The organism is Ferrimicrobium acidiphilum DSM 19497 (assembly GCF_000949255.1).
GTDB lineage: Bacteria > Actinomycetota > Acidimicrobiia > Acidimicrobiales > Acidimicrobiaceae > Ferrimicrobium > Ferrimicrobium acidiphilum.
Map to the genome: position 1 here is coordinate 78,789 of NZ_JXUW01000009.1, position 16,126 is coordinate 94,914.

The following is a 16,126-nucleotide window of genomic DNA, read 5'->3' on the forward strand; positions in this document are numbered from 1 at the left end:
AGATGAGCGCGTCGACGACTGATTTCCAACAGACGGCATTAGCGAAGGTAGCCCCTGGGACGCTGTTGCGTGCAGGCCTCGATCGCATACTGCTAGCACGGACCGGTGCATTGGTTGTACTTGGTGATGCCGCAGAGGTTCTCGAGATCTGTACCGGTGGATTCCTTATTGAAGCCGCATTCTCGCCACAAAAGCTCTTTGAGCTCGCGAAGATGGATGGCGCAATTATCCTCTCAGCCAATGGCACCAGGATAGTTCGCGCGAACGTTCATCTGGTTCCAGATCCTCGACTGGTGACTACAGAGACGGGTACTCGCCATCGCACTGCCGAGCGCGTCGCCTCTAGCGTGGATGCGGTGGTGGTGGCGGTCTCCGAGGAGCTCTCGGTGATCTCGGTCTATTACCGCAACAACAAGCAGACCCTACAACCGATCCCAGCGGTCCTTTCGCGAGCTAGTCAGGCGCTCTCTACTTTGGAACGGTATCGAGAACGCTTCGAGTCGGTACTCTCGAGTCTCGCCCCACTAGAACTCGCTGATCAAGTCACCTTTCGAGACGTTCTTTTTGCACTGCAGCGCGGAGAGATGGTTCGCCGAATCGGTGCTGAGATAGAGGGCTACCTGCTCGAACTTGGTACCGATGGACGGCTGCTCGCCCTGCAATCTGCGGAGATCTCGCTCGATTTTGAGGAGCGCTTTGACTCGCTGATCTTCGACTTTCTTGGCTACAGTGATCCCATCGAGATCGAGGCTGTTCGCGATTCGCTGGGGTCTCTATCGACCGACGATGTGACTGACTTACGTACGTTTGCGAGTTGGGTAGCGCGACAGGCGATCTGTGAGCCGCTCCGCTCTGTGAGTGTCGATCATGGCGACCTGTCATCGGTCGCCTTGTCATCGCGCGGGTCTCGGTTGCTTAGCAGTATCTCTAGAATTCCTGCACCTGCTGTGGCTGCACTTCTTGATCGATACCGATCTGTGGCTGCCATTCGCTTGGCATCTGAACAGGAGTTAGCTGCTCTGGACGAGATCGGGCCCGACTGGGCCCGACTGATCAGAGAGTCGCTCGGTGGGAGCCCTATCGTCGCTCCATTGGAGCGCTAAATTGGCTAGTTTCTCTGCGTCGAGGATGCGATATACGCGATGGCGATGGATCGTTAGGGCGCCGGAACGTTGAAGCGTAGCCAAGGCCTTGTTGGTTCGCTCGCGTGATGCTCCGACGAGGCTAGCGATCTCCTCCTGGGTGACGTCGAGCTCGAACTCCGTCAACCCTTGCGCTATCTCCAGGAGCAGACGCGCGAGTCTGTTGATGAGGTCGAGGTTGAGTGCCTCGATGAGTCGCTGGTCGCTAGCGCGTATTCGAGTTGCATAGGCGCTCAGAATCCTACATGCTATTGCTGGGTTGTCGGTGAGGTTGGCACGCACGACGTCGTAGGGTAGGGTCAGGGCGAGGGATGGCTCCAACGCTCGTGCGGTCGAGGTGCGTGGAGCGTTATCGAACAGGCTTAGATCTCCAACAACATTACCCCTTGACTTAATAGCGAACATCGTTGGCCGTCCCCATGTCCCTCCCGCGAGGAGGCCAACGCGTCCTGAGCAGATCAGGTAGCATGCATCGGCAACTTTGTCGATCTCGTACAGGAGTTCACCACGTCGATAGAGCATCAGGTTGTGTCTGATGAAGTGGGGAGTCCAGAACTGCTCTGAGAAGTGCGAAAAAACCGGGTGTTGTCGGACGAGAGAGAGTACGTTTTCCTCATCGCCTGCTTGGGCCCATACGAGCACATCCACCCCCAGTCCTCGAGCTGGTATACTAGTAGAAAAGATCAGTTAATCCTTACTGTGTGTCCTTCCTGGAAGGCGGTTTCATTGTCATTTGAAGTCGGCGACAAGGTCGTCTATCCCCACCATGGTGCTGCGATCATAGAAGATCGAGAGCGCCGGGAGGATTTTGGTGAAGAGAAAGAGTATTTCGTCCTGAAGATTGCCTACGGGGATTTGACAGTTCGAGTGCCTGTGGACCTAGCCGAAGAGGTTGGCCTACGTGACGTTATCAACGACGAGGAGGTCGAAGAGGTCTTCGCTGTACTTGGCAAAAAGGACGCGCGGATGCCGACCAACTGGTCGAGACGGTATAAGAATCATGTTGAAAAGTTGAAGTCAGGTGATATCTATCAGGTTGCTGAGGTGGTTCGGAACCTGACGATTCGCGACAACGACAAGGGTCTCTCGGCTGGTGAACGGCGGATGCTAGCCAAGGCGCGGCAGATCTTGGTGTCTGAGCTCACCTTTGCGCTGTCGGTCACTCCTGAAGATGCTGAGGGGCGACTCGACAAGGCGCTCGCGTAACGGAGAAGTGATTGGCTGTTGGAACCCTGATCGTTGCTGCGGGATCCGGACAGCGGTTTGGTGGTCCAAAGCAATTTGAGCGAGTTGGTGGGATTACCCTCTTGGAGGCTGCGATTGAGCGGGCGAAGTCGATTTCGAATCGCATCGTTGTTGCCCTGCCAGCTGGGATCGAGCTTCCGTCTTCGAACTCAGAGCTCGCCTATACCGTTGGTGGAGACACAAGAACAGAGTCTGTAGCCAACGCCTTCCGGGCACTTGGTGACCGATTCGATTACGTGCTTGTCCACGATGCCGCGCGGCCGTATGCGTCCCAAGCGCTTTTTGAACGCGTGGTGGCCGCACTCGCACGCGGATGTCTTGCGGTTATTCCCGCTCTTGAGTCAGTTGATACCCTCAAGGTTGTTGAGGATCGCATGGTGCGAGAGACGCTGGATCGGAACAAGATCGTTCGCGTGCAGACCCCTCAAGGTTTCCAGTACGAGCTGCTAGCTGAGATCATCAACTCGAGGAAAGAGGCGACCGATGAGGCGGCGATAGCTGAGCAACTTGGCTATCCGGTCACGATCGTCCCGGGTGAAGAGCTCGCTTCCAAGGTAACCTGGCGTGCTGATCTTGAACGTCTACGCCTCCCGCGTGTAGGGCTAGGATTTGACATTCACCCGTTTCGCCTCGACGACGGTGGCGATTTAGTGTTGGCTGGTGAGCATTTCGGGCCTCCCGGATTGATCGGTCACTCCGATGGAGACTGCCTGGCTCATGCGGTCGCTGATGCAATCTTGGGTGCGGCCGGCATAGGTGGTATCGGAGATATTTTCCCAGACACAGATCCAGAGTTGAAGGACGCAGACTCGATGCTTCTTCTTGCGGAGTGTGCCCAGGCAGTGAGGGCGAGGGGTTATCGTGTGCACTCGGTAGACGCGACGATTATCGCCGAGCACCCTCGGCTTGGCTCATCGCTCGACAGGCTCGGGTGTGCGCTACAGACTCATATGCAGGCGCCTGTGCTTGTAAAGGCCAAGCGAGCTGAGGGATTGGGATCACTTGGGGCGGGCCTTGGAATCGCGACCTTTGCGGTGGCGTCGATCATATGAGCGAACGTAGTGTTGGTGGCGGCCAGGTGGAGGGTCGGCGGGCGGTGCTCGAGCTGCTCCGGGTTGGGCGACGCGAGGTACATGAGGTCTGGTGCATGCGAGACGCCTTGGATGAGGAGATCGACGAAGCTGCTGCAGCTGCTGGGGTTAGGTTACTCAGGGTCAGCGAGAGTGCTTTTCGAGAGCGTTCCTCTTCGTTTCAGCCTCAAGGAGTGCTTGCGATTGCGGAGCCGCTACGTTCGCGTTCGCTAGAGGACCTCATAGCACCTGAAGTGGTGCTGCTTGTGCTTGACCGAGTTCAGGATCCACAGAATCTTGGGGCGATACTCCGTAGCGCCGCCGCCGCCGGTGTCGGAGGCGTTATCCTACCTGAACGTCGAGGTGCTCTAGTTACTCCGGCGGTTACTAAGGTTGCCTCAGGTGCACTTGAGTACCTTGACTTCGCTGTCGTAGCCGGCATTCCTGCCGCCCTGGCGACGCTGCAGAGGCAGTCGGTTTGGACGGTGGGACTCGCGGCTGAGGCAGAGGTAGCGCTCGCGGATTGCAACCTCCTCACCGAGGCAATCGCATTGGTCGTTGGGGCTGAGGGTGATGGACTAGCCCGATTGACTCGTCAGCGATGCGATCTTCTAGCCAAGATACCGATGGCAGCATCGGTCGCGTCGCTAAACGTTAGTGCCGCGACTGCAGTCGCCCTGTTTACTATTGCTGGTGCGCGGCGTGTTTAATGAGCTTTCCATACTTCTCAGCGGTAGCCGTGAGGAGCTGCGGGCGTTGTTGAAGGAGATGCCCTCTGAGCTTCTTGCGCAAGGTCATCGCGCCTACCAGAGTCGGTTTGGCCCCGATGGGGATATGTTGGAGCTCGCACTCGCCGATCCCGATCTACGGGTGGGTATAGCCGCAGTGGCCGCGATCCCGAGCGAGCGACGCAACTCTGAACTCGCCGAGCGATGTATGAGCGACTCCTCTTGGCTCGTCGTCGAGTTCGGTGCCTACGTTGCAGGAGAGCTGGAGGATCGAGCACTCGTGCCAAGGTTGATCGAGCTGGCAGAGGGACACGATGAGCCTTTGGTGCGCGAGTCGGCGCTGGCCAGTCTGGGTGCAATCGGAGACCCAAGAGCTGTGCCATTGGTTCTTAGTGCCCTATCGTCGAAGAATGTCTATCTGCGACGACGTGCTTTGGTGATATCGGTAGCCTTTGAATCCGAGGAGATCGATGCCGCCGTTGAGGCGCTGCGTGATGACCGTGATGCGCAGATCCGGCAGCTCTTCGTCGATCTCGAACGCGATCCTTACCAGTAGATTTTGGATGGATTGCTTGCGTGGATGACGGAGAGTCCTCGTATCACTGCGAGCTCGGGATCCGGTATGGTGTGCACCTCGACTCCGAGCCGTCGTTCGAGTTCACCTGCCAGGCCAGACAAGTGAGCGCCACCGCCTAGGAGCCAGACTCCGCGATCAGCCACATCGGTCACGAGTTGGTTTGGCGCTTGAGCTATGCAGTTGATAACGGTTTGGGTGACTAGGTCGAGGCTCGGCAGTATGGCGGCGTAGATGGTGTCTTCGGCGATCACGCCGCTCTCACTCTCTCCATTAGCCAGGCTTCTACCCCAGATCTTGGCTTGAGCTCCGCTATGGGTCCGCTGGAAGTCAATCAACTGAGTGAGAATATCGTTTGCCACCTCATCTGAGATGACGAGATCACATGTTGTTTTGACGGATTCGCGGATTGCGTTGCGAAAACTGCTCACTCCGGTGGCACTCGTGGCTCGGGCTGCGAGCTTACCAAAAGAGACGATTCCGGCTTCTATCAACGACTCGCCTAGGACGACGGTCATAGTCCCTACCTCGCCGAGCACGTCTTCATCGATGCCAGCCGTTGCCGCTATCGGCGTTTCGAGTGGGATGACTGGTTTCGCGTTGAGCCCCTCTATACATCGCTTAAGCGATGCGGTGTCCAGTTGCGAGGCGTGAGTAGTGGCCGCAAAGAGCACTTCACTCCGAGCGAACGAGCGTACGCCAACGGAGCGCAACGCCTGCTTTAAAAACCCACTGACCGCCTCTGGGTCTGCCGGAGCTCCCTGACGCATGATCTTGACTAGTTTGGTCTTTGATCCACTTCGGAGTACCTCTTCGGGTGCCTTTGCTCCAATCACTTTTACCGATTTATGATCTAGATCATAAGCGGCTTCGGATGCTACGGTCAGAATCGGTTCGGAGGCGACTTGAATGCGGGTGAAGGCAGCTCCAATGTCGAGAGTGATGAGCGCCATCTAGGAGTGTGATGACCGAGTGCCAGAGGAAGATTCGGACCTGTAGCGCTTGTCCAAGGCATGACGCATGCTGTCGAAGGAACGAACGCCGTCATCGATCGAAACCGGCTTGACTCGGTGTAGCGAGCCAAGGATACCAACGATCACCACGAAGGCGATCGGGATCAATACGTATAAAAGCTCAGTCATTGGAACCTTTCATTGGGGACGCAATATCTTGCATTGGAGTGGCGGTCGAAGACCATTGTGCACCGGATGTACCGATCTCCTGTTTCCAGATCGGGACGGCTACCTTGATGGTGTCGATGCCGTAACGGCTGGCGGCGAAGGCAGCGTCCCTGTGTCCGGCGCTACAGCCAACCAGGACACTGGATGCACCGACTGGCACTTCGCCGACACGATGAATGAGAACGATAGAACGAATCTCCTCGAAGGTCTCCTCGATAGTGGTTGCTATCTCAGAGAATCGCTCAGCAACTAGGTCAAGATAGGCTTCGTAGCGAATCGCAGACACATGCTCCATCTCATAGGAGTAGGTACGGACAGTTCCGGAGAACACGACGATACCCCCCGCATCTTGGCGACCAAGGAAATCATAGGCAGCGTCGAACACGATCGGGGACTCAGTTAACTCGAGCCAGCGACTTGTCGTCTTCTCTTGCCACGGCAGTGACGGGCTCGGGGTCTCCATCTGTTCTTCACCTCCTAATCAAATCCTATTTTTCAGCTGCTTGTATCACTAAAAGGATAGGCCACATGCTCGAACAATCGGTGCTAACTGGCTGCATTCACTAGAGGTTTTAAGCTGGGTCTCAGCTGATTAGAGGAGTAGTTCAGTTTCGCAGGCTGTAGAGCTTCATTACGGGAGTGGATCCTCTGGGAGAAACTTCTCGTCTCGTCTTACTCGGCTACACTTAGAGACGATGCTGTCAATTTTGTGGAGGTAGTGGTGGCTGATTCTGATGAGCCAATCAATCCGTTTCAGTTCATGATGGATGACATCATGAAGGCGATCGGATCGGCGAACATTGATCCACAGGGTTTGAGGCGGCAATTTATGGGGCTGGCCCTGGGCTCAGATGGGGCTAACGAACTTCCTGCCATGACCGATCGCACAAGAGTAGAGTCGCTCTTCGATCTCGCCAGTCGACACCTAGAGACGGTAGGGTTTATCTCGACTTTGGCAGCTTCAACCGAACATCTCGTTGTCGAGAGACCGGTTGACATCGCTGAGCGATTTTTGGACGGCTTCAAACCCTATCTCGATCTGTTGGCCTCTGCGCTTTCAGGTAGTGTTCCTCCGATGTCGCAACCAGGAGCTATGGATGTGGCACTTGGATCCGATACCGACTTTGCCTCGCTGGCAGCCTCGCTGTCGGCCTCGCTCGGTCCAATGTTCTCGAACGCCCAGGTTGGATCGCTAGTCGGACATTATGCGCTGTCTGCGCTTGGGACCCAGGACCTCCTCTTGCCACTCTCACCTCGCGGAGAGCTTGGTGTCGTGGTGAACAACCTACAAAAGGTCGCAGCTGCCATCAGTATTCCTCTTGATGAGGTTGCGCTCTATTGGTGTATGCGAGAACTCATCGTTGCGAGGGTTATGGCCCAACCAGTGATTGAGGATCGGTACGACACTGAACTACGGCTGTATCTACTTGACCTAAAGGCAGACACGACCCGAATGATGGAGAGTTTCGCTGAAGGAGCGATGTCTGATCCTAACTTCCTCACCAATTTTGATCCCACCGCCATGCTCCAGCAGTCGACCAGTCCTGCACAGGTGGCGAACGTCGCTGAGCTGCAGACGACGATGGCGGTGGTGCAGGCGCTGGTGGAGCTTGCGATGGCCCAGATCGGCCCCATGGTATTTGGGAGCACCAGCTGGATCGAGGGGATGAACCAATATCTAGATGAAGACCCAGCTCGTTCTGTGATGGCCTCGGTCTTTGGGATCACCTTGGCAGAGGTGCGAGCGAGAGCGGAGCGTTTTGCCGCCGAGCTCAGCGATTCAGTTGAGGATATTAGTGCCTTGGTGGCCGCACTGGCTGATCCATCGCTCTTTCCGAGTGCCGATGAACTCGATGATGTCAACCTTTGGCGTCTGCGACGATCGGTAGATGGCTAGCCACTTCATCTAGTCGCCGGACGTTCATGGTAATTGTGGTCCATGTGTCAGCGGCTCGCTTGGCTTAACTGCTATCGAGCAGTTCGAGAGCCTTTGTCCATCACTCTTCGAGGCACTCGCTGTTGTGGGCACAGCCGATCACGATGGCCAGCTTGGCTGATTGGAAGCTCGTGAGCACTCGTGAGTAGACTTGGCTCATGGCTGAAAAACTGACCCTCGATGATCAGGGTAAACTAGTAGTTCCTGTTGACGTCGCGTTGCCCTATATCGAGGGTGATGGTACCGGAGTGGATATCTGGCCGGCTGCACAACATGTCTTTGACACCGCTCTTGCCAAGCACGGCCAGCGTGTCTCCTGGATGGAGGTGCTCGCTGGCGAGAAGGCGTATCGGGAGACTGGGGAGTGGCTGCCAGAGGCGACCATCGAGGCGTTTCGCGAGTACCGCGTAGGTATCAAAGGCCCGCTTACTACGCCTGTTGGCGGTGGAATCCGATCGCTCAATGTGGCGATTCGCCAGATCATGGATCTGTACGTGTGCTTGCGACCGGTTCGCTGGTTCAAGGGAGTACCGTCGCCGGTTCGTCACCCTGAACTGGTTGATATGGTTATTTTCCGTGAGAATACTGAGGACGTATATGCGGGCCTTGAGGTGGCGGAGGGCACGCCAGAGGTCGCCAAGCTTCGTGAATTCCTACACGACAGCTTTGGTTGGGACATTCGGGAAGACTCAGGAATTGGCATCAAGCCAATCTCTAAAACTGGTTCGCAACGGCTAATTCGTGCTGCAATTAACTACGCGCTCGAGCACGATCGCCGCAGTGTCACCTTGGTGCACAAGGGTAATATCCAGAAGTTCACAGAAGGAGCCTTTCGTGCATGGGGTTATGAACTCGTAAAGGAGGAGTTCGCTGACCGAGCTGTTAGTTGGGACGACTGCGGTGGCAACCCTGGTGATCGGCTGCTTGTGAAGGATGCTATCGCCGATAACGCGCTCCAGCAGGTGCTCACGCGTGCGGATGAGTTTGACGTCATCGCAACTATGAACCTCAATGGTGATTACCTCTCCGATGCACTTGCAGCTCAAGTTGGTGGTATCGGAATCGCGCCAGGTGGCAATATCAACTATGTCACTGGACATGGCGTCTTTGAGGCGACCCACGGCACTGCACCCAAGTACGCAGGACAGGACAAGGTGAATCCGGGATCGGTGATTCTTTCCGGGGTGATGATGTTCGAGTATCTTGGGCTCCAAGATGTAGCGGATGATATTACTCGAGCGCTCGAGGAGACAATCTCGGCCAAAATAGTTACCTATGACTTTGCCCGCCTGATGGAGGGGGCGACCGAGGTCTCGTGTTCAGAGTTCGGGCATGCGATCGCGGAGCGAATCTAGCTGCTTTAGCTGGGTGGCTATCACAATAGCTCCCGTTGACAGTGGAGTGCTGGCGGTGGTGAGTAGAACCGTCGGCGGCGCGAAGTGAATTGAGTTCAATGAGAAAGGAAATAGATAGATGACGACTCCGGTCAAGGTGGCAGTTACTGGTGCTGCAGGACAGATTAGCTATTCGTTATTGTTTCGACTAGCTGCAGGTGATGTTTTTGGGGCCGATGTGCCCGTCGAATTACGGTTGATAGAGATCGATCCAGCGATGCGGGCACTTGAAGGCGTGGTGATGGAACTAGATGATTGTGCCTTTCCGAATTTGGTCAACGTGGTTACGACCAGTGACCTCAAGGTTGGTTTCGATGGCGTCAATTGGGCACTTCTGATAGGGTCAGTACCGCGTAAGCAGGGAATGGAGCGTCGCGATCTACTGGGCATTAACGGCGGGATTTTTAAGCCACAGGGCGAGGCCATTGCGTCCGCTGCCGCCAATGATGTCCGCGTCTTGGTGGTCGGTAATCCCTGCAACACCAACTGCCTAATCGCTAGAGAGAACGGCAAGGATGTACCTGCGGATCGTTGGTTTTCGATGATGCGTCTCGACCAAAATCGTGCGATGACACAGTTGGCACGTAAGGCGAATAGGCCGGTGACTTCAGTTACCAAGATGGCGATCTGGGGGAACCACTCAGCAACCCAGTTCCCGGACTTCTACCATGCTGAGATCGATGGTGTTGAGGTTCCAAAGGTGATCGACGATCATGACTGGCTCAACGGTGAGTTCATCACCACCGTACAGAAACGAGGAGCAGCGATTATCGAGGCTCGTGGCGCCTCGTCTGCCGCCTCCGCTGCTAATGCTGTTATTGACACAGTTCGCTCGATCGCGACACCAACCCCGGCCGGCGACTGGACCTCAGTCGGCGTGGTATCCCGTGGTGAGTATGGCGTGCCCGAGGGCCTGCAGTTCGGTTTCCCGATTCGGTCGACCGGGAGCTCTTGGGAGGTTGTTACCGGCCTCGTACACACACAAGCTGCGCAGTCGGCCATCGACACTACTAGGGATGAACTCCTTGGCGAGCAGTCAGAGGTAACCGAGCTACTCTCGTAGGGCTCCGAGCTTCTTGCTATCGTCATCTGCCTGGGTAGTGAGCAACGCTTGCTCTCTGGGTGGATCTGTTGTGACCAAACCGGAGCGCGAAGCCCCGTCTGTAAGGGCGGGGTAGAGCGACCTCGATTACATCCCAAAGTCAAGTCTGTCAGACTCTCAACTGAAACTACTCACCAACCGAGAGCGCCAACCTAAGAGGCGACTACAACGCAAACTAGCTAGACAGACCAAAGGCTCCAACCGTCGTAATGCTACAAAGCTAGCTATAGCTAGCTATCAGCAAAGGAGACCGATCGACGCAAAGACTGGATCGAGTGGACCACGACCTGATTGCCCTAGAGGATTTGGGGGTCAAGAACATGATCCGTTCGGCCAAGGACACGCTCAAGAACCCATGCAAGAACGTTGCTCAGAAGTCCGGACTCAACAGGTCTATCCTCGAACAGAGCTGGGGTATGTTCCACAGACGGCTCACTGACAAAGCTATCAATACCATAACCCCAATGCCATAACCCCAGTAGAAATCATCGCCATCAACCCCACATACACGAGCCTACGTTGTTCTAGGTGTGATCTAAGGACGTGGAGGGACATCGCACGCTAACAAGCACCCAGACCCAGTGAAGCGTCAACCAGCCGAAGCTGCATGAGCAGCCTAGGAAGCCCCGTCCGTAAGGGTGGGGAGGATGTCACTGCCGTCTTGGTAGGTTAGCGGAGGCGCCCGAATTGATGACCTTTGCTGTTCAGGTATCTGGCACTACTTCCTTGTGGTATGCAACGATGGCCTAGAACTGCCGGAGACTTGGTAGTCGGTGGTATGTAGGCCTGGCTACTCGCGGAGTCGCCCGATCTGCGTCGATGACACTGTCATCGCTTGAGTCGAGCTAGGAATAATGGCAATTTCACGACATGGTATGCGGCCATTGATGGGCTGGCAACAGGTATCATGCAGTTAGACAGACGTGATCGGCATCAACGTTCGCGTTGACGATCCTCCTCGCTGTTGGTCAAAATAGGTGAATCCCGGAGTTCCCAATGCCCTTTTTGCGGATAATGTTGGTTTCACGAGACATGGATGGGTCAGATGTCGACTAATCCAGCCACGATTAACCGGGGTCTGCGAGAAGTCTAGCTCAGGTGATGTGACTGCTTCGGTAAACTGGTGGGATAGGGGCAGTTGACGGTTTTAGTGTGGGCAGGATTGTAGGTGCGAAGAGGAGTTTGCCATCAAGGCGAGGCTTAGTCATGCCGTTGAATGATGGCTTGCTGGCTAGCGCGCTGGTCGAATCGCCAGTTTTCAACGGCTCACTGTTGATGGGAGTGTGAGTTCTTGGCACATGATCATCACGATATTTTTACAACTGCCGGGGATCGCCAACACGGCAAGCTCACGCTGGTGCTCTGCATTACGGTTGTCATCATGGTCGCCGAGATCATTGGTGGACTGCTCGGTCGCTCGCTCGCACTCTTCGCCGATGCTGGCCACCTCGCGACCGATGTAGCCGGCATAGGCCTGTCGCTGCTCGGGATATGGTTTGCTCGCCGTCCATCGAGTGATGCTCGTAGCTTTGGGTATCAGCGAGCAGAGATATTTGCAGCTGTAGTTAATGCGGTTCTCTTGCTGGGGGTAGGGGTTTTCATTATCGTCGAGTCGATCTTCCAGCTGTTTCACCCAACTATGGCGACAGCGGGGATCATGGCATTGTTCGGGGTTGTCGCACTTATTGGAAATGGCCTTAGTTTGGCGATTCTTCGGCCAGCTCATCGCGACAGTCTGAACGTACGCGGGGCTTTCTTGGAGGTGCTCTCTGATCTGCTAGGTGCGATCGCCGTCCTAATCGCTGCCGTCCTAATCGCTGCGACCGGTTTCCAGCGAGCTGACGCCCTCGCTTCATTGCTGATTGGAGCCCTGATTTTGCCGAGGACTCTGAATCTACTGCGCGATACTGTGGATGTACTTCTTGAGGCGACGCCTAAGGACATCGATGTTGCAAAAGTTCGGGATCATATTCGTTCGACCTCAGGAGTGTTGGCGGTGCACGATCTTCACGTTTGGACGATCACCAGCGGCAATCCAGTGCTGTCAGCTCATGTAGTGATCGAGGATAGCGTTTTTGATGGTGGTGGAGCGGCGAAAGTTTTGGATGATCTTGGCGTCTGCCTAGCTGGTCATTTCGATGTCGAACACTGCACCTTCCAACTAGAGCCTGCCAGGCACCGTCAACACGAACAGACGACTCATCCATGATGCGGTGAGGAGCACGGGCAAACTGGTGCCGAGCTCCTCGACGATCACTGCCGATCCTTACAATGGCTCGCGGGTAGTGGTATACGGAATGTCGGCTGATGGCGTAGTCCATTGGCGGTCGATACCTCGACTCTCCGGCGAGTGTTCGGTGCAACGACTGCACCTGCGCATCCGAACCTTGTGAACGTTGCCGTCCTCGGTGGACGGCTCACCGCCAGGCCGGTGCGTTACTTTTAAGTTGGCGCTCACGATGAGTGCCCGATCGCACTCTGCCAAGGCCTACATTCCAGATAACAACAACTTCGACATCGTCGCATCGCATCGCATCGCTGCCGCTGACCGTCGACTAGCCCTTGCCCAGTCTGGTAACGTTGCTCCTCGATCATATGTCCGAGGGAATCCGAAGTCCCCTCAACCCACGCATAAGCTATGACGACTGTCTACTCGTTCAGATTTTGGGATTCTCGTGGGGGCAGCAAAAAGGCCGGTGCTTTCGCACCGGCCTGGACCGTGGTGGTGGGGGTTGGATTTGAACTAACAACCTTCGGGTTATCAGCCGCTCTAGAGAGCCCCTTCGTCGGCGGCTTGGTAGATGCTGCGCACCATGGGAGTGAAGCCGAGGCTTCTGGCGAGGGTTCCGTCGACGTGCCCGTTCCAGGGGTTCTCGAGCGGCTGAGCTGATGTGGGGTAGTCGGTGCCGACGATCCGAGCGATCTCGTAGACCGAGGTGGGAGCATCGTCCGTGAGGTTAACGATCCGCCGATCCAGTGTTCCGGTGAGAGCGAGTTGCGTGGCAGTGGCGATGTCGCGATGGTGGATCAGACTCATCGTGGCGGCGGGATGCCAGCCCCATGACCCCAGGAGTCCGGGCGCTGATTGCAGATGGCCGTCGCCGTCGCCGTAGACGAAAGCGAAACGCAGGACGATCCAATTCAGGCCACTGTCGCGAAGTTCCTGCTCGGCGGCGATCTTGCTGGCCGGGTAGGGCCGGGTCGGCTTGGCAGGATCGCCTTCGCGTGCTGGCCACGGCAGATCTTCGTCGTAGACGAGGTTGGTACTGGCCATGATGATTCTTGCCTTGTGGGCATGAGCCTGGACCGCCGCGATGAGGTTCTTGGTGCCGTCGACGTTGGCTCGCCGAATCTGCTCCGGGTCTGGGTTCCGTAGAACGGCGGCGAGGTGGATCACGGCGGAGATCCCAGCCACGGCCTCCGGCAGTGTGGACGGATCCAGGAGGTCGCCAGCGACCGTCGAGACGCCTTCGGGGAGGGGCCTACCGGGTCGCACGAGAGCGCGGCAGTCGTACCCCTCGTCAACGAGGCGGGGAATGAGGCGGCTGCCGACCAGTCCGGTAGCGCCAGTGATGAGGATGGTCATGATGGTGTCCCTTTCGAAAGGAGTTCCTGGAGCTTGCCGGTGGCGGTGCGGAGCACGTGGGCGGTGGTTTCCAGGTCAGACGCTGCGATGCCGTCGAACGCGGTGTCCAGGATCAGGGCTATCGGGTCGGGCAACTCCCGCCACAACGCCGCGCCGGCCGGAGTAAGCCTCAGCATCTTCTGTCGCTGATCGGTGCTGCTCGGCACCTGCACGACCAGCCCTTTACGGACCAAGGCAGAGACCACGCCGGTGAGAGTTGCGCGTTGGACCTGGAGCGGGCCGGCCAGGTCACGCTGCGAGGTCTCGCCCACCATTGCCAGGTGGTACAGCACGTACCATTGCGTTGGGCCGAGATCGTGGGGGCGCAGAATGGATTCCATCACCGTTCGCGACGCAAGGTGATACTTCTTCGCCCATGCCCCGGCTGACTCGTGTTGAGGGTCCGTTATTCCGTTAGCCACCATACAATTATAGTTAGGTAGCTAACAGATGTCAACCTGGTGATCCATTGGTGAAGTGCACAGCGTTCAACTTCACATCGATCTGCAACTTTCGGGTCGGGCTGGAAACGCTTGACTAATCTGGCCCCACCACGCTTGACCAATCTGGCCCCACCCTCAACACCACGGTTCGTAGGCTTGAAGCATGAGAATTGTTTCAAGAAGTCAGAAAAGGATGTTGAGAGTGGAGCTCTATCAGAGTATCGCAGAATGCCGTTAGTAAAGAGGGTCTGTCGATTCGGGCGACGGCCAAGGAGTTCAAAGTCCATCGACGAGAGGTGCGCCGGGCACTTGCCAGCGCTATCCCACCAGAACGCAAGTCGACTATCAAGATGCGTCCAAAGCTTGGACCCTACGAGTCGACGATACGTGCGTGGTTAACAGAGGACCTAAAGGTCCCAAAGAAGCAGCGACACACCGCAACGAGGATCTGGCAGCGGCTCGTCGATGAGTGCGGTGCCGATGTCTCGGTGTCTGCGGTGCGGGTGATGGTGCGCGAACTTAGAAGCTGAGATCATCGAGCCAGCAGCCACCGCGATGATACCCCAGGTACACGTACCCGGCAGAACCGCCGAGGTGGACTTCGGTGACGTCTGGGTGATTGTAAGTGGCGAGAAGCTCAGAGCCAAGATGTTCGCTATGCGCCTCTCGGCGTCGGCGAAGGCCTTCCATCAGATCTACATGGGAGAGTCCCAGGAGTGTTTCCTAGACGGCCACGAGAAGGCATTTGAGGCCTTTGGCGGGATACCAACAGAGATCCGCTATGACAATCTCACCTCCGCGGTTACCAAGGTGCTCATCGGGAGAGACCGTATGGAGAACGAGCGCTTCACCGCCTTTCGTTCCCACTATGGCTTTGGCGCCTCCTATTGCACCCCAGGCATCAAGGGTGCCCATGAGAAGGGAGGCATTGAGGGTGAGGTTAAGCGGGCCAGGCGCCGCTACATGGTTCCCATGCCAAAGGGCGCAACCTTGGCTGAGATCAACGACAAGCTCCACCAGCGCGTAGACGCCGATGATGCCAGCAGACATGTCGCCTATCGCAAAGAGACGGTTGAGGCGGCGTTCCTAGAGGAGCGTAAGGCTCTAAAACCACTCATGGCAGAGTCCTTTGGCTCAGCAAAGATCCTCTTTGCCAAGGTCGATGCCAAGTCCAGAGTATGTGTGAGACAGGCGTTCTACTCGGTTCCGGTCTCGCTCATTGGCAGAAGCGTCCAGATAGCCCTCTCGGCTAATGAGGTGAGCATCTCCTATCGAGACAAGCAGGTGGCGACACATGGACGTCTCACTCATCGAGGAGACTCTATTCTCGTACTGGATCATTACCTTGAGGCCTTCACCAGAAAGCCTGGAGCGTTCCCTCGGTCGGTACCCCTTGACCAGGCAAAGAAGAGCGGAGCGTTCAGTAGGGACCACGAGGAGTTCCTCGCTGGGGCTACCCGGCTCTATGGAGAGAGCAAGGGTATCTCCGAAATGGTTGGCGTGCTCTTACTTGCGAGGAGACTGTCCAAAGCGGCTATCGCGGCTGGGCTCAGCCGAGCCCTTGTCATGCATACGTTCAAGGCTGACTTCGTCGAGATTGCGGCACGGTCCTCGCTTGAGTCAACCCCTATGCCTTTAGACGATGTCCCAGAGGTTGTCGCACCAACGGTCGATCTTGCCCGCTAT

Annotated in this window: 18 protein-coding genes; 12 read left to right on the top strand and 6 right to left on the bottom strand. The window is 56.5% G+C overall.

Annotated features, from left to right (window positions below; translation table 11 throughout):
- Window positions 1–2: 2 nt before the first annotated feature.
- On the top strand, window positions 3–1,103 hold the full coding sequence (gene disA, locus FEAC_RS06245) for a DNA integrity scanning diadenylate cyclase DisA (RefSeq protein WP_035391009.1): 1,101 nt from the start codon (window positions 3–5) through the stop codon (window positions 1,101–1,103).
- Here disA and FEAC_RS06250 read toward each other — a convergent pair.
- Window positions 1,011–1,790: a Crp/Fnr family transcriptional regulator gene (locus FEAC_RS06250; protein ID WP_035391007.1), complete on the bottom strand. Its 780-nt coding sequence runs from the start codon at window positions 1,788–1,790 to the stop codon at window positions 1,011–1,013. The two genes, disA and FEAC_RS06250, sit on opposite strands and share 93 nt — an antisense overlap.
- Before the next feature lie 78 nt (window positions 1,791–1,868).
- On the opposite strand from FEAC_RS06250, the gene FEAC_RS06255 reads away from it, so the two are divergent.
- The 4 genes from FEAC_RS06255 to FEAC_RS06270 are packed head-to-tail and all read left to right on the top strand — an operon-like array spanning window position 1,869 to window position 4,741.
- Entirely contained in the window at window positions 1,869–2,348 is a 480-nt protein-coding gene (locus FEAC_RS06255; protein ID WP_035391006.1) for a CarD family transcriptional regulator, read from the top strand.
- Between the two features lie 11 nt (window positions 2,349–2,359).
- Window positions 2,360–3,439: a 2-C-methyl-D-erythritol 2,4-cyclodiphosphate synthase gene (gene ispF / locus FEAC_RS06260; RefSeq protein ID WP_035391004.1), complete on the top strand. Its 1,080-nt coding sequence runs from the start codon at window positions 2,360–2,362 to the stop codon at window positions 3,437–3,439.
- Window positions 3,436–4,167 carry a 23S rRNA (guanosine(2251)-2'-O)-methyltransferase RlmB gene (rlmB, locus tag FEAC_RS06265; RefSeq protein ID WP_052565830.1) on the top strand — a complete coding sequence of 244 codons (732 nt, stop codon included), beginning with the start codon at window positions 3,436–3,438 and terminating at the stop codon, window positions 4,165–4,167. The genes ispF and rlmB overlap by 4 nt, the downstream gene beginning before the upstream one ends.
- Window positions 4,160–4,741, top strand: a complete 582-nt coding sequence (locus FEAC_RS06270) for a HEAT repeat domain-containing protein (RefSeq protein WP_035391002.1) — start codon at window positions 4,160–4,162, stop codon at window positions 4,739–4,741. The genes rlmB and FEAC_RS06270 overlap by 8 nt, the downstream gene beginning before the upstream one ends.
- Here the strand turns inward: FEAC_RS06270 and FEAC_RS06275 are convergent.
- From FEAC_RS06275 to FEAC_RS06285, 3 genes are read right to left on the bottom strand one after another with little or no spacing between them, the layout of a single operon-like run.
- The gene (locus tag FEAC_RS06275; protein WP_035391000.1) at window positions 4,732–5,712 is read right to left on the bottom strand and encodes a rod shape-determining protein; all 981 of its coding nucleotides are present in this window, start codon (window positions 5,710–5,712) and stop codon (window positions 4,732–4,734) included. The genes FEAC_RS06270 and FEAC_RS06275 overlap by 10 nt on opposite strands.
- Window positions 5,713–5,901, bottom strand: a complete 189-nt coding sequence (locus tag FEAC_RS06280; RefSeq protein ID WP_035390998.1) for a hypothetical protein — start codon at window positions 5,899–5,901, stop codon at window positions 5,713–5,715.
- Window positions 5,894–6,403 (bottom strand): molybdenum cofactor biosynthesis protein MoaE, encoded by a 510-nt coding sequence (locus FEAC_RS06285; RefSeq protein ID WP_052565832.1) that lies wholly within the window; start codon window positions 6,401–6,403, stop codon window positions 5,894–5,896. Before FEAC_RS06285 ends, FEAC_RS06280 begins: the two co-directional genes overlap by 8 nt.
- A gap of 258 nt (window positions 6,404–6,661) precedes the next feature.
- Here FEAC_RS06285 and FEAC_RS06290 point away from each other — a divergent pair, with 258 nt between their 5' ends.
- The 5 genes from FEAC_RS06290 (at window position 6,662) to FEAC_RS15135 (ending at window position 13,014) form a co-directional block, all read left to right on the top strand.
- Entirely contained in the window at window positions 6,662–7,837 is a 1,176-nt protein-coding gene (locus FEAC_RS06290) for a zinc-dependent metalloprotease (protein ID WP_052565834.1), read from the top strand.
- 197 nt (window positions 7,838–8,034) lie between these two features.
- Complete coding sequence (gene icd, locus FEAC_RS06295) at window positions 8,035–9,231, top strand: isocitrate dehydrogenase (NADP(+)) (protein ID WP_035390994.1); 1,197 nt, start codon at window positions 8,035–8,037, stop codon at window positions 9,229–9,231.
- Between the two features lie 118 nt (window positions 9,232–9,349).
- The gene (locus FEAC_RS06300) at window positions 9,350–10,333 is read left to right on the top strand and encodes a malate dehydrogenase (protein ID WP_035390992.1); all 984 of its coding nucleotides are present in this window, start codon (window positions 9,350–9,352) and stop codon (window positions 10,331–10,333) included.
- 1,330 nt (window positions 10,334–11,663) lie between these two features.
- Window positions 11,664–12,581, top strand: a complete 918-nt coding sequence (locus tag FEAC_RS06310; protein ID WP_052565838.1) for a cation diffusion facilitator family transporter — start codon at window positions 11,664–11,666, stop codon at window positions 12,579–12,581.
- Window positions 12,582–12,831: 250 nt separating this feature from the next.
- The gene (locus FEAC_RS15135; protein ID WP_152623110.1) at window positions 12,832–13,014 is read left to right on the top strand and encodes a hypothetical protein; all 183 of its coding nucleotides are present in this window, start codon (window positions 12,832–12,834) and stop codon (window positions 13,012–13,014) included.
- A 128-nt stretch (window positions 13,015–13,142) separates the two neighbouring features.
- Here the strand turns inward: FEAC_RS15135 and FEAC_RS06315 are convergent, their stop codons facing one another.
- Together FEAC_RS06315 and FEAC_RS06320 are read right to left on the bottom strand one after the other, a co-directional pair.
- The gene (locus FEAC_RS06315) at window positions 13,143–13,958 is read right to left on the bottom strand and encodes an NAD-dependent epimerase/dehydratase family protein (protein ID WP_035390989.1); all 816 of its coding nucleotides are present in this window, start codon (window positions 13,956–13,958) and stop codon (window positions 13,143–13,145) included.
- Window positions 13,955–14,422 (bottom strand): MarR family winged helix-turn-helix transcriptional regulator, encoded by a 468-nt coding sequence (locus FEAC_RS06320; RefSeq protein WP_035390987.1) that lies wholly within the window; start codon window positions 14,420–14,422, stop codon window positions 13,955–13,957. The genes FEAC_RS06315 and FEAC_RS06320 overlap by 4 nt, the downstream gene beginning before the upstream one ends.
- Before the next feature lie 314 nt (window positions 14,423–14,736).
- Here FEAC_RS06320 and FEAC_RS06325 point away from each other — a divergent pair, with 314 nt between their 5' ends.
- Together FEAC_RS06325 and istA are read left to right on the top strand one after the other, a co-directional pair.
- Window positions 14,737–14,970 carry a hypothetical protein gene (locus tag FEAC_RS06325; protein ID WP_052565840.1) on the top strand — a complete coding sequence of 78 codons (234 nt, stop codon included), beginning with the start codon at window positions 14,737–14,739 and terminating at the stop codon, window positions 14,968–14,970.
- Between the two features lie 25 nt (window positions 14,971–14,995).
- The coding region (istA, locus tag FEAC_RS06330) for an IS21 family transposase (RefSeq protein ID WP_052565842.1) at window positions 14,996–16,126 on the top strand (1,131 nt) is incomplete at its 3' end.

Excerpts from the sequence above, each read along its gene's own strand:
- disA (WP_035391009.1), top strand. The coding sequence starts at position 3 with ATGAGCGCGTCGACGACTGATTTCCAACAGACGGCATTAGCGAAGGTA.
- rlmB (WP_052565830.1), top strand. The coding sequence starts at position 3,436 with ATGAGCGAACGTAGTGTTGGTGGCGGCCAGGTGGAGGGTCGGCGGGCG.
- FEAC_RS06275 (WP_035391000.1), bottom strand. The coding sequence starts at position 5,712 with ATGGCGCTCATCACTCTCGACATTGGAGCTGCCTTCACCCGCATTCAA.
- FEAC_RS06280 (WP_035390998.1), bottom strand. The coding sequence starts at position 5,901 with ATGACTGAGCTTTTATACGTATTGATCCCGATCGCCTTCGTGGTGATC.
- FEAC_RS06285 (WP_052565832.1), bottom strand. The coding sequence starts at position 6,403 with ATGGAGACCCCGAGCCCGTCACTGCCGTGGCAAGAGAAGACGACAAGT.
- icd (WP_035390994.1), top strand. The coding sequence starts at position 8,035 with ATGGCTGAAAAACTGACCCTCGATGATCAGGGTAAACTAGTAGTTCCT.
- FEAC_RS06300 (WP_035390992.1), top strand. The coding sequence starts at position 9,350 with ATGACGACTCCGGTCAAGGTGGCAGTTACTGGTGCTGCAGGACAGATT.
- FEAC_RS15135 (WP_152623110.1), top strand. The coding sequence starts at position 12,832 with ATGAGTGCCCGATCGCACTCTGCCAAGGCCTACATTCCAGATAACAAC.
- FEAC_RS06315 (WP_035390989.1), bottom strand. The coding sequence starts at position 13,958 with ATGACCATCCTCATCACTGGCGCTACCGGACTGGTCGGCAGCCGCCTC.
- FEAC_RS06320 (WP_035390987.1), bottom strand. The coding sequence starts at position 14,422 with ATGGTGGCTAACGGAATAACGGACCCTCAACACGAGTCAGCCGGGGCA.